This is a genomic window from Chloroflexia bacterium SDU3-3 (assembly GCA_009268125.1).
Classification (GTDB): domain Bacteria; phylum Chloroflexota; class Chloroflexia; order Chloroflexales; family Roseiflexaceae; genus SDU3-3.
Genome location: WBOU01000016.1, coordinates 126,507 through 138,447, shown reverse-complemented (window position 1 = coordinate 138,447; position 11,941 = coordinate 126,507). Strand labels below are relative to the sequence as shown.

9 protein-coding genes are annotated in these 11,941 nt (G+C 66.1%); 2 read left to right on the top strand and 7 right to left on the bottom strand.

Annotated elements, in window-relative coordinates:
* Positions 1 to 44 precede the first annotated feature (44 nt).
* Positions 45 to 1,301 (bottom strand): cysteine desulfurase-like protein, encoded by a 1,257-nt coding sequence (locus F8S13_21995; protein KAB8140920.1) that lies wholly within the window; start codon positions 1,299 to 1,301, stop codon positions 45 to 47.
* 196 nt (positions 1,302 to 1,497) lie between these two features.
* On the opposite strand from F8S13_21995, the gene F8S13_21990 reads away from it, so the two are divergent.
* Complete coding sequence (locus F8S13_21990; protein ID KAB8140919.1) at positions 1,498 to 2,307, top strand: PIG-L family deacetylase; 810 nt, start codon at positions 1,498 to 1,500, stop codon at positions 2,305 to 2,307.
* 86 nt (positions 2,308 to 2,393) lie between these two features.
* Here F8S13_21990 and F8S13_21985 read toward each other — a convergent pair whose 3' ends face one another.
* The 5 genes from F8S13_21985 to F8S13_21965 form a co-directional block, all read right to left on the bottom strand.
* On the bottom strand, positions 2,394 to 3,011 hold the full coding sequence (locus tag F8S13_21985; protein KAB8140918.1) for a M23 family metallopeptidase: 618 nt from the start codon (positions 3,009 to 3,011) through the stop codon (positions 2,394 to 2,396).
* A 6-nt stretch (positions 3,012 to 3,017) separates the two neighbouring features.
* Positions 3,018 to 3,683, bottom strand: coding sequence for a hypothetical protein (locus tag F8S13_21980; protein KAB8140935.1), 666 nt, complete (start codon positions 3,681 to 3,683; stop codon positions 3,018 to 3,020).
* Between the two features lie 455 nt (positions 3,684 to 4,138).
* A complete protein-coding gene (locus tag F8S13_21975; protein ID KAB8140917.1) occupies positions 4,139 to 4,672 on the bottom strand; it encodes a hypothetical protein in 534 nt (177 codons plus the stop codon).
* A gap of 316 nt (positions 4,673 to 4,988) precedes the next feature.
* A complete protein-coding gene (locus tag F8S13_21970) occupies positions 4,989 to 5,942 on the bottom strand; it encodes a translation initiation factor eIF-2B (protein KAB8140916.1) in 954 nt (317 codons plus the stop codon).
* A gap of 194 nt (positions 5,943 to 6,136) precedes the next feature.
* Entirely contained in the window at positions 6,137 to 8,563 is a 2,427-nt protein-coding gene (locus tag F8S13_21965) for a response regulator (protein ID KAB8140915.1), read from the bottom strand.
* A gap of 376 nt (positions 8,564 to 8,939) precedes the next feature.
* On the opposite strand from F8S13_21965, the gene F8S13_21960 reads away from it, so the two are divergent.
* Complete coding sequence (locus tag F8S13_21960) at positions 8,940 to 10,193, top strand: PDZ domain-containing protein (GenBank protein ID KAB8140914.1); 1,254 nt, start codon at positions 8,940 to 8,942, stop codon at positions 10,191 to 10,193.
* Positions 10,194 to 10,265: 72 nt separating this feature from the next.
* On the opposite strand, the gene F8S13_21955 is transcribed toward F8S13_21960, so the two are convergent.
* Positions 10,266 to 11,339 carry a hypothetical protein gene (locus F8S13_21955; protein KAB8140913.1) on the bottom strand — a complete coding sequence of 358 codons (1,074 nt, stop codon included), beginning with the start codon at positions 11,337 to 11,339 and terminating at the stop codon, positions 10,266 to 10,268.
* Between the last annotated feature and the right edge of the window lie 602 nt (positions 11,340 to 11,941).

Here is an 11,941-nt window from a genome sequence, read left to right as displayed (position 1 = left end):
GAGAAATACGGCCCGCTCCTCTCAATGGGGAGCGGGCCGTATTTTTATGCCGCCACGATCTCGTGCAGTGCCGCCAGCAGGCGATCCACCTCCTCGGCGGTGTTGTAGTGCACCAGGCCGATCCGTAGCATGCCGCCGCTTTCCTCCAGCCCCAGCCGCTCGCTCAGATTCAGCGCGTAGTAGTTGCCATCCCATGTGAAGATGCCGCGCTCGCCCAGCTGTTGTGCCAGCTCGGCGGGGGCGATGCCATCGATGCGGATGGCCACGGTGGGAGTGCGCTGGTCAAGACGCTCCGGCTCGCGGATGCCGTAGAACGCCAGCCCCGGTATGGCCAGCAGCCCTGCAATCAGCCGCTGGGCCAGGGCTAGCTCGTAGGTGTGGATGGCTGCCATGGCCGCCTGGATGGCCTCGCGGCGGCTGGCGGGAGCGGCGGGCGCGGTGCGGCGGCCCAGCTCGGCCAGATAGTTGACGGCGGCGACCACCCCGGCCAGGCCCTCGTGGTTCTTGGTGCCGGTCTCCCAGCGGTCGGGCGTGGCGTCGGATGCGGGGCGCACCTTGTAGGGCTGGAGCTTGGTTAGGTGCTCGCGCTTGCCGTAGATCGTGCCCATGTGGGGCGCGAAGAACTTGTAGGGCGAGCAGGCCAGGAAGTCGCAATCGAGCGCGCGCACGTCGATCGGGCCGTGGGGCGCGTAGTGCACCGCGTCGATGAAGCAGAGCGCGCCGACCGCGTGGGCCAGCCGCACCGCCTCGGCCACATCGCTGATGCTGCCGACCGCGTTGGAAGCGTAGCCGATCGCCACCAGCTTGGTCTTGGGCGTGATCTGCCTGCGCAGGTCGTCCATGTCCAGCGTGCAGTCCTCGGTGTCGATGTCCACCACCTTGATCACCGCGCCGCGCTCCTCCAGCGCTTTCCAGGGCGAGAAGTTGGCGTCGTGGTCGAGCCGTGTCAGCACGATCTCATCGCCGGGCTGGATGCCGCGCCCGATGCTGCGGCTGAGCGTGAAGGTGAGCGTAGTCATATTCGGCCCAAACACCACCTCATCGGCGTCGCAGCCCAGCATGTCGGCCATGGCTTGGTGGGCCTCGGCGATGATCGCGTCGGAGCGGGCGCTGGTGGCGAACGCGCCGTGGGTGTTGGCGTTGGCGTGGATGAGGTAGTCGCGGATGGCGTCGATCACGCCCTGGGTCACCTGGGTGCCGCCGGGGCCATCGAAGAACACGGCGGGCTGGCCGCCGACGCGCTCGGCCAGGGCGGGAAACTGCGAGCGGACCCATTCGATCTCAAAACTGGGGCTGGACATGCACAAACTCCTCGCTGTGTGCGGATGACGGCGCATAGTGCCTGGCTATGATACGGCCTAGGTTGTGAGCATGCAACCAATGCGGGAAATTGACGCCGATTTATTTGTTGACAAATAAAATCAACTATATTATATTTAAGCTGAGAATGGTGGACAGAACACCATCTTGTGATTAGTAAGGTAGACGAGGTACCCTATGCAATCTCTGCTGAATGCCCCCGTTCCCGAAAGCGTGCTTGTAGTCGCTGCTCACCCCGATGATATCGAGTTTATGGCCGGGGGCACGCTGGCGTGTTGGGGCATGCAGGGCGCACGTATCCACTACCTGCTGGTGACCGATGGCGCTGGTGGCAGCCGCGACCCCGAGCAGTCGCCCGAGGCGCTAGCGGCGCTGCGGCGGCTGGAGCAGCGCGAGGCCGCGCGGCGGCTGGGCGTGGCCTCGGTCACCTTCCTGGGCTACGCCGACGCCCATGTGGACGCCACCTACGAGCTGCGGGTGGCGATCGCCCGCGTGATCCGCCAGGTGCGCCCCGAGGCCGTGCTCACCTTCGACCCGCACCTGCGCTACCGCGCCAACCTGCTGAACCACCCCGACCACATTGCGGTGGGGGCCAGCACGCTGGGCGCGGTGATGCCGCTGGCCAACACCCACCTGGCCGCCCCCGAGCTGGCCGCCGAGGGCCTTGAGCCGCACGATGTTGAGCGCATCTACCTGTTTGAGACCGCCAGCCCAACGGCGTATATGCCGCTGGAGCAGCACCACCTGGAGCGCAAGCTCTACGCCTTCCAGGCCCACGCCTCGCAGCTGGAGAACTGGGATGGCGAGTTCGCCATCGCCGAGCGGGCCATGGACACCGCCGACGCCGCGCGCGCCCAGGGCCTCGATTGCATCTACGCCGAGGATTTCACCTGCGTGCAGCTGGCCGCGCCGCGCCGCACCTCGCCGCGCGCGGTGGTGCTGGAGCAGGTGCTGCGGCGGCAGCCTGCCCTAGCCGAGCTGCGGTGAGCTGATGCGCCTAGCCTGATAGGTATGCGAACGGGGAAGCCTGCGCGGCTTCCCCGTTTTTGCGTTTGGTTGAATGATGCGCTTCGTTAGGGAGAGGTCGTCGCACCATAGTCCAGCGGGTTCACATTCACGCCATCTTTCCAGACCTGGTAGTCTAGGTGCGGCCCGCTGGAGAGGCCCGTCGATCCTACGTAGCCGATCAGGTCACCCGCGCTCACCTGCTGGCCATCCGGCACCGCAAAGCTGGACAGGTGCGAATAGCCGGTTTTGAAGTGCGTGCCGGTGACCCAGATATGGTTGCCCGCCGGATAGGTGTTGGCAGAAATCTTGACCACGCCGCTGTGGGTGGCGTAGATCGGCGTATTGAGCGTGGCGTCGCGGTCGGCGCTGCCGTCGCCGTTGGCGTCGATCGCTAGGTCGACCGCGCCCCAGACATCGGCGGGGGCGTGGGTGCCCACCCCATAGCCCTGGGTCATCACCGTGTGCGGGCTGCGCAGCGGGCTGCCTGCGGGGGTGTCGTCGCCGCCCCAGGGCTGGGCCTGCCCGCTGAGTGGCTGGGCCTGCCCGCTGATGCCGCCGACCGAGCTACCGCCCCACGCGCTGATGCTGGGGGCGGGCTGGGCCTGAAAAAGGAGCAAGAGAACGGCCACAAGCGCCACGCCGATGGCGACCGTGCGGCCAAAAGATGGGGTGCTATCGATCATAGGCTACTAGCTGCGCCAGGCCTCCACCAGCTTCTCAACGCTGTTGACATAGTTATCGACATCATTTTCAAACGAAGGCGCGTAGATCGGGATGATCTGCTCGACCGTCTGCAGGCCGCGCCCGTTGACATACTCGACCGAGATCAGCCGATACCAGTCCTCGATCCCCTCTTGCCAGCTGCCATAGTCGCGGAAACGGCCATAGCACGTGTCGTAGCCAGCGCAGATGATGTTGCCGATGTTGTGGGTGGATGAGCCGTCGTCCTTCCAGCCCGCCCAGCCCTGGGCGGTGCCAGCGGTGGACTCGACCACGAAGAAGGCTAGCGCGTAGGCGGGGTCGATGTTGTACTTCTTGCCCAGCTCCACCCAGTCGTTGCCGGTGCCCTCGGCGGGCGAGCCGTAGTCGCGCAGCACGCTGTCGATCTTGCTGGCCGAGATGGTGGGGGCGCGCACGATCGAGTGCTCGCCCGCCGGAACGTTGCTGCTGGCCACCGCAGGCTCGGCCTCGTTGGTATCGGGCAGGTAGCGCCCGCTCATGGAGAGCTGGGGCGGCATGAGGTACATGATGATGATCGCCGCGCTGACGAAGGCCACCACCAGCATCACCCATGGCTTGCGGCGCATGTGGTCGTAGAGCGGCGGCTCGGGCACCGACGAGGCCCAGCTTGGCATCCCAAGCGAGTCGGGGCGCGGCAGCGCGGCGCGCGACTCGGCGATCGACCGGGCGCGCGGGCGCTCGACGGGCGTATCGAGGATGTCGCGGGCTGGGCGCGGTGGTGCCACGCGCTGCGGCTGGGGTGCGGCATAGGGTGGCTGCGCGGGGCGCTGCTGTGCTGGTGGTGCGGCGTAAGGCGGCTGCACCGGACGCTGCTGCTGCGGCGCTGGGCGCTGCTGCGGCGGGGGTGGGGCGTAGGGCGGCTGCGGCGGCGGGATGGGGCCGCGCCGCCGCTGCTCGGGCAGATCGTCGAGCAGATCCCAGGATGGGCGCAGCACCGATGGTGGCGGGCGCATCTCGGGCGTCTCGCGGTTGAGCATCCGGGTAAACTCTTCGCGCACCGCCTTGGGGTCGGCGGTCTCGGTGCGCAGGTCGGTTTTGGGCGGGGTGCGCTTGGGGCGATGTGAATCGCTCATTGCTGCCCTGCCTGGAGCGCGGCGCGCTCGTCGGCGGTCGGCAGCCGGAAGGTGCCATCCCGATTCAGGTAGACGATCTGCTCGCGCCGCACATCGACCAGCAGGTCGGGCAGGCCGTCGCCATCCATGTCTTTGATCGAGAGCGTCACCGGGGTCAGATCTTCATCTGCGCCGAAGAGGTAGGGGCCTGCGAAGCTGCGGGTCTGCGATGGGTCGCCGCCGGGGATCTCGATCACGCTCACCTGGCGGTTGAGGTTGACCGCCATCAGGTAGGTGGGCTTGCCGGGGGCATCGCCGTGCTGCACATAGGCCTCGATCCGCGAGGTGCGTGGCCGCCCGTAGCGTATATCATCGATAGTTAGGCTTACCTTGCTAACCAGCAGGCTCATGATCGCGTAGATCGCGATCGATGCGAGCATGAGGGTCAGCAGATACATCCCAACGTGAAGCTGCTCGCTCTGAGGGCGGCGCTTTGTCTGCACCTGCACTGCCCGCTGCGCCGAGTTCAGGTTTTTACTTGTGACAGCCATTGTATTTCCCTCTCCCGGTGCCGTACCGTGGGCTTGGTGCCTCGGGTGTGCTCACGGGGTCGAGCAGGATCAGGCAGGTAGAGCAGTATTATACTAGAACATGTGTTCGGAGTCAATTCATACCCCGCATACCCCGTACATGCAAAAGCGCATTGGAATGCGGAACCTGTATTATAGCGAGATCCTGAACATGAGTCAAAACATGGCGTGTCGCCCATCCCCTACGGCCTATCGGATTATAACAAGACATAAGCACCATGGTGCGATCTTGGCGGGCTACGGCGTCAGGCGGCGTGCGCGCAGCCCGCCGTGGGTGCTAGTATCCTGGCACCAGGGCCTGCTTGGCCAGCGCCGGGTGCAGCTTGGTGACCGCCAGCCATGCCTCGATCGCGGCGGCGGGCAGCACGCCCTGTTCGGTGACGATGCCGGCGATCTGGTGGAGCGGTGTGAAGTCGTAGTAGCGGTTCCACAGCTCGATGCCGGTAGGGGCCTCGGGCCAGATGCTGTCGCTGGCGCGCTCGCGCTGCTGGGGCATGGGGTAGCCAGGCGGCAGGAACTTCTCGCTGCTGCAGAGCGTGTACATGGGTACGCCGCTGTGCTTGGCGGCCAGCGCCAGCGCCATAGTGCCCACCTTGTTCACCAGGCCTTTGGTGGTGACCATATCGGCACCGGCCAGCACCACGAAGTTATCGCCGCGGAACGGGTCGGCGTTGGCCACGGCGGCCACAGCGGCGGTGTCCACCGCGAACGTCACCTGGATGCCGTGCTCGGCCAGCGTGGCAGCGGTCTCGCGGCCCTCGTTGGCGGGGCGCGACTCGGCGCAGATCACGTTGAAGCGGCGGCCAGCGCGCTGCGCGTGGAAGATCGCGTGCTGCACCGTGCTGGACTGCGAGAGCGTGACCACCGTGCTGCCGTCGGTGATCAGGGGCAGCGTGCCCTCGGCCACCCGCAGGGCATGGTCTTTCAGCTGGCGTTTGAACTGGTCGGTGGCCTCGACCACGGCCTGCTGAAGCTCGTGCGGGGTATCGTACTGCTCGATCTTCCAGAGCACGGTGTTGACCAGATTGATCAGCGCGGCCATAGTGCTCTGCGCCTGGATGAGCGCCCAGCCGGTGGCCAGGAGCTCTTCACGGAAGGCGTCGGGCGATGCGGCCTCGCCGGTGGTCGCCCGACGCAGCAGCACATCGGCGGCGCGTGTGGCGATATAGGCCGCGCCCGATCGTTTGTCGGCGGCGAGTGTGTTGATGGCCTGAGCTAAAGCTGTATCCACGTCCCTTCGATCTCCTAACTGCGCTTATTGCACCATTGTAGGAGCGCAGTGTCGTTGCACAGGCAACACCCCCGTTGGCTTGGTGTGCGGTATGCGATGTAGCGTCGTATCTTTCACATATGTGCTTCACGGCACTGCGCGTGGTGCGGTGTGTTCTCTGGCGCTGCGTGGCCGTTATCGGTTGTTTGCGAGTGCTATGGTGTTGATTGACGGGTGAGCAGCGATCGTACCAGAGCTTCAAGCTGTTCGATCTTAAACGGCTTTGCGATGAACGGGTTGCCGCTCTGGGCGATCTGCGCCTGGGTCGCCGCGCTGAGCATGTCGCCAGTGACAAAGACCACGCGGGCGGCCAGATCGGGATTGCGCCGAGCGATCTCCTGATAGAGGTCGAACCCGGTCATACCAGGCATTTTAACATCAGTTAGCACAAGATCAAATGGCTCCTGCCCCAGCCTTCGCAGCGCCTCGATGCCGCTGTTCACCACCACGGGCGTATGCCCCAGGTCGCGCAGCAGCCGGGCCAGCAGGCTGCTGACCGGCTCCTCGTCGTCGACGACCAGGATGCGGGCCACCTGCTGCAGCTCCTCGGCGGGTAGGGCCTGCTGTTCGGCGGTGGTGCTATCGGCAGCCTGGGGGGCGCGGATGGGGATCTCGACAAATACCGTGGTGCCAAAGCCCTGCTCGCTCTCGGCCCAGATCCGCCCGCCGTGCTCTTGCACGATGCCAAAGCAGATGGCCAGCCCCAGGCCGGTGCCTTGGCCCACCGGCTTGGTGGTATAGAACGGGTCGAAGATACGCGTGAGGCTGCTGGGCGGGATGCCGATGCCGGTGTCGCTGACCGAGAACTGCACCATCGGTCTGCCGCCCGGCATGTCGCTGGCATCGCGCTGGCTGAGCGCAGTGCGCAGGGTCAGGCGGTTCTCGCCGCCGCGTTCGACCATGGCCTGGTGGGCGTTATTGATCAGATTGAGCGCCACCTGCTGCATCTGGTAGGGGTCGGCCACCGTCTGCGGCAGGTTGGGGGCCATGTCGAGCTGCACGTGGATGTTGTCGACGCGCAGCTGGTACGAGCGCAGCGCCAGGGTATCGCGGATGACATCGTTGATCACGATGTTCTTGCGCTCGGGCTTGTGCTCGCGGGCAAACACCAGCAGGTTTTGCACGATCCGGGCGGCGCGCTCGGCCTGGATGTGGATGTGCTGCAGATCTTCGCGGGTGTTGCCGGTGATGCCCTTCTCGCGCAGCAGCAGCTGAGTGTAGCCCGAGATGCTGGTGAGCGGGTTGTTCAGCTCGTGGGCCACGCCCGCCACCAGCTGGCCGATCGCCGAGAGCTTCTCGGCCTGCAGCAGCTGCTCCTCCAGCCGCCGCCGCTCGGTTAGATCGCGGGCGATGCAGTGGATGCCGCCGATGCGCTGGCCCTCGCGCAGCAGCCGCGCGCTCACCTCGACGGTCAGCTGCTCGCCGTTCTTGTGGGTGAGCTGCAGCTCGAAGGGCTGGATGGGGCTACCTGTGATCAGGCTGGAGAACTGCTGCAGGGCCTCGCTCCAGAAGGCGGGCGGGCAGAGGCTGCGCAGCGGCTGGCCCTCAAGCTCCTCGGCGCTATAGCCGATCAGCGCGGTGCCCACGCGATTGATGCTCTGGATGTTGAGCTGGCGGTCCAGCGTGAAGATCAGATCGTAGGCGTTGGTGAACAGGTCGCGGTAGCGCGCCTCGCTGCTCTTCACCTCTTCATAGAGCCGGGTGTTCTCGATCGCGATGGCGGCGTAGTCGGCCAGGGCGGTGAGCAGGTACTGATCGTTTTCGGTGAAGGCCCGGTCGCTGACCTGGTTGTCCACCCCCAGGATGCCGATCACCTGCTTGCCCACGATCAGCGGCACCTGCAGCAGCGAGCGCACCAGGAAGCCGGTCTTGACCTTCAGCGGGTTGCCGGTGCTGGCTTTGTCCAGCCGGATGGGCTTGCCCGTGCGCATCACCTGCCCGGCCAGCGTGTCGTCGGTGGGGATGCGCAGGTGCTTGGCCCGCTGCTCGCCCAGGTTCTTGGCGGCGCGCAGGTACAGCTCGTTGGCGGCGGGATTGTGCAGCAGCAGGAAGCCTTCTTCGGCGTGGGTGATGTAGACACTGGCCTCGACGATCCGCACCAGCAGCTCGTTGTTGTCGATCAGCGAGCTGACCGACTTGCCAATCGACGAGAGCACTGTCAGCTCTTGCACGCGCTGCTGCAGGTTGCGGGTCAGCTGGTCCTTCTCGCGGGCCAGCCGCCGCTCGCGCAGGGCCACGTCGATCACGGCCTTGGCCTCAACCTCGGAGAAGGGCTTGATCAGGTAGTTGCGCGCCCCCAGCCGGAAGGCCTCGACCGCGATGCCCTCGGAGCCGTGCGCGGTCATCAGGATGACCGGGACATCGTAGCCCTCCTGCGCGATCGTGCGCAGGAGATCGAGGCCGCTCATATCGGGCAGCTGAAGATCGAGCAGGATGAGGTCGGGCAGCTGCTGGCGCAACTGGCGCAGCCCCTGTTGGCCAGTGTGTGCAGAGGAAGACCGATACCCCAGTTCCGGAAGGACGTATTCTGACAGCATGGCACAGATCTGCTGGCTGTCGTCGATGATGAGGATTTCTTCCATGTGTCACATGTTGCGGGCAGTGCATTTGTACGGCAAGATTCTGCCCACATGAGCGCGTAAGCATCTCATTCTACAATGAAAGATGTTGTTGGCGCAAGGTTGGGCTTTTTAACCGGGTACGATGGGCTTTCGTAGGTCCATGCGGCCCGCGCCATGGGTCGCGCGCAGCTATTAGCTGGTTCTCATTTGTGTTTCACGGCGTCTTCACGAAGGTCTGGCATCATGTTTGGCGTAGGGCTGGGCAGCCCGCCCGGATCGTTTGGAAGTGAGGCTTCCGATGTGGCAGTATTGTTATTGATAAACCAGCGCAGGCGGCAGGCCGCGCGCTGGTGCTGGCGAATAGATGCATAGCTCGATTGCAGAATCGCGTAGGAGGATGAAGATGGAACGCAGATCGCGTGTGATAGTCGGGGTGATGCTGGTCTTTGCGCTGCTGGTGGGGGTGGTGGCTGGCGGGATCATCGGCGGGGGCGTGGGCTACATGGTGGCCAGCCGCGCCGATACGCCCGCCAGCGTGGCCTCCGCGCCGGTGCTGGGCGAGCCGGTGTCGAGCACCTCATCGAGCGCGGCCACGGGCGCGATCACCAGCGATGCCGCCGTGACCGCAGTGGTGGGGCGTGTCTCGCCCGCCGTGGTGACGGTGGTGAATACACTCAAGGCCAGCGCGCAGTCCAACTCGCAGCAGGAGCTGCCCTTCCCGTTCGAGATCCCCGGCCAGGGTGATGGCAATGGCAACGGCGACGGCCAGCAGCCGCAGGAGCAGCCGAGCCAGCGCGCATCCGGCTCGGGCGTGATTATTAGCGACAAGGGCTATATCATCACCAACAACCATGTGGTGGATGGCGAGAAGTCGCTGGCGGTCTACTATGCCGATGGCACCCGCCACGATGCCAAGCTGGTGGGCACCGACCCGCTGATGGACATCGCGGTGCTGCAGGTTGCCGACAAGGTTCCGGCCTATGTGCCGCTGGCCGACTCGGACAAGATCCAGCCGGGGCAGACGGCGATCGCGATCGGCAGCCCGCTGGGCGATTTCCGCAACAGCGTGACGGTGGGCGTGGTCAGCGCGCTGAACCGCCAGGTCTCGTCGATGGAGGGCCTGATCCAGACCGATGCGGCGATCAACCACGGCAACTCGGGCGGGCCGCTGCTGAACCTGCAGGGCGAGGTGATCGGCATCAACACCCTGGTGGTGCGCGGTAGCGGCATCACCAGCGATCAGGCCGAGGGCTTGGGCTTCTCGGTGCCCAGCAACGTGGTGAAGATGGTGAGCGACCAGCTGATCGCCAGCGGCAAGGTGACCTACCCGTTCCTGGGCGTGTCGTACGTGCAGATCGACGCCGAGAGCGCGGTGGACCAGGATCTGCCGGTGCAGAACGGCGCGCTGGTGAAGAACTCGCAGGGCAATGGCTCGGCGGTGACGGCTGGCTCGGCTGCCGATAAGGCGGGCATCAAGGATGGCGATATCATCACAGCGGTGAATGGCGTGAAGGTCGGCATCGACAAGTCGCTGCGCCAGATCCTGCTGCAGCACAAGCCGGGCGACACGGTGCAGGTGGAGATCCTGCGCGGCAAGGAGACCCTGACGCTGGATGTGACCCTGGGCGAGCGCCCGGCGGATCTGCAGTAGCGCGGGGCGTCCAGAGCCGCAGCTGGTAGCGAAGGCGCGGGGGCAGCGTGGCCCCCGCGCCTTTTTGCGCGCCTAGCCCACCAGCTCGAAGGGGTCGGCGGTGATCACGGCCATGCCGTACAGCTCCATCACGCCCAGGTCGCTGCGGATGGACAGCGCGTCGCCCCGGTCGCCCACCCGCGCGAAGGCGGGCAGCCCGCCCCAGTCGCGGCCATCGGGGCGCAGCGGCGGGAAGGCCAGCGCGGCGTTGAAGGCGCGCACGCCGCGCTGGTCGCGCAGGGCCAGCAGCGTGGCGGCCAGCGCCCGGGCCAGCGCGGCGGCGGGATGGCCCTGCGCCGGGGCCAGCATCACCATCTCGCGGTTGCGGGCTGGTGCGAGGTGGGCCAGGCGGCGGCAGCCCGCCACCGGCGGCAGCGCCAGCCCCAGCGCGGCGTGGGCCTGGTGCATGTCCTCGGCGTAGGCCCGCCCGTGCTCGTGGCGGTAGCGCTGCGCCGCCTGCCGCCAGCGCTCGACCTGGGCGTAGGGCTGGCCAGCGCCCAGCGCCACCTGCAGGTGGCCGTGGGCCAGCGACGCGCCGCTTTTGGGCAGGCAGTTCCAGGTGATCAGCGGGTAGATCGCGCTGGGGTCGGCGCGGTGGGCGGCCTCGATCCAGCGCCAGGCGGTGGCGATATAGTCGACGATCTGCTCGGCGTCGAAGCGCAGCGGGTGCGGCTCGCGGCAGATCACCACGCCGTGCCAGCCGTCGTACTTGGCGATGTTGGACGCGGTGATGCAGTGGCGGCCCTCGATCCGCCCGAAGGGGTCGGCGGGGGTGGTGCGCAGCGGCTGGGCGAAGATGTCCTCGCGCAGCTCGGCGGCGACCCAGGCGTCGATGGCGGCGTCGCCGGTGTGGCCCAGGGCCGGGCGGCGGGCGCGGGTGGGGTTGAACAGCGCGCCCTCCAGCGTCCAGCAGTTGGTGACCTTGAGCATGTGCTGCTCGCGCACGGCCCCCAGGCTGCCAAACTGCCGCTCGGTCCAGGCGTGCATGCTGGGGGGCAGCTCCAGCCGCCCGGCGGCGGCGCTGATCTCGTAGAGGCGCTGGCAGCAGGCCTGCTGCTCGGGATCGAGCGCGGCGATGCGGGCGGGGATGTCGGTGATCTGTGGCATTGGCTCCTCGTGTGGTGTGTCGGCCTGTGGGTGTTGTACCACAGGCCGCTGGCCAAGGCCACAGGCCGCATCACGCCCTATGCGTTCTCGATGCCACGAGGATGTTCACCACCAAGACTCCAAGACACGAAGGGCAAAAAACGGACGCACACCACTAACATACAATGATGCGAAACGGCGTCAGATAGAGCGCATAGCCCTCACAGGGTCTCACTTTTGAGGCTGCTTCCGCATCGTTTTGGGTCGCCCCAAGCGTAGGCAATGCTTGGAGCGTTGCACGGTTGGGGCGACCGGCTGCGGCTTCGATGATGAGGGTTGCTCTTTTCGCTGGGTGTGTGCCCTGCGTGGGCGGCGGCTCGGGGCAGGCCCCTAGCAACCCCGCGAGGGGGCATCGCCCCCTTCGATCCCCCTATTTTGGGCGTTCCTGTGCTCTTCCCTGGCGGCTGTTGTTCGTGCATATGGCCATCAAAACGCTAGCGGCACCTTCGCCGCATGGGCCCGGTGGGTAAGGTTCGTTTTGTGCCCTTCCTGTGCATGGTTTGGCACATCGTCTTACTCCATGTGGCGCTTCCCAATGCCCCTCTCAAAAAAGTGACACCATG

Coding starts and splice junctions, on each gene's coding strand:
- F8S13_21995 (KAB8140920.1), bottom strand. CDS start 1,301: ATGTCCAGCCCCAGTTTTGAGATCGAATGGGTCCGCTCGCAGTTTCCC.
- F8S13_21990 (KAB8140919.1), top strand. CDS start 1,498: ATGCAATCTCTGCTGAATGCCCCCGTTCCCGAAAGCGTGCTTGTAGTC.
- F8S13_21985 (KAB8140918.1), bottom strand. CDS start 3,011: ATGATCGATAGCACCCCATCTTTTGGCCGCACGGTCGCCATCGGCGTG.
- F8S13_21980 (KAB8140935.1), bottom strand. CDS start 3,683: ATGCCAAGCTGGGCCTCGTCGGTGCCCGAGCCGCCGCTCTACGACCAC.
- F8S13_21975 (KAB8140917.1), bottom strand. CDS start 4,672: ATGGCTGTCACAAGTAAAAACCTGAACTCGGCGCAGCGGGCAGTGCAG.
- F8S13_21965 (KAB8140915.1), bottom strand. CDS start 8,563: ATGGAAGAAATCCTCATCATCGACGACAGCCAGCAGATCTGTGCCATG.
- F8S13_21960 (KAB8140914.1), top strand. CDS start 8,940: ATGAAGATGGAACGCAGATCGCGTGTGATAGTCGGGGTGATGCTGGTC.
- F8S13_21955 (KAB8140913.1), bottom strand. CDS start 11,339: ATGCCACAGATCACCGACATCCCCGCCCGCATCGCCGCGCTCGATCCC.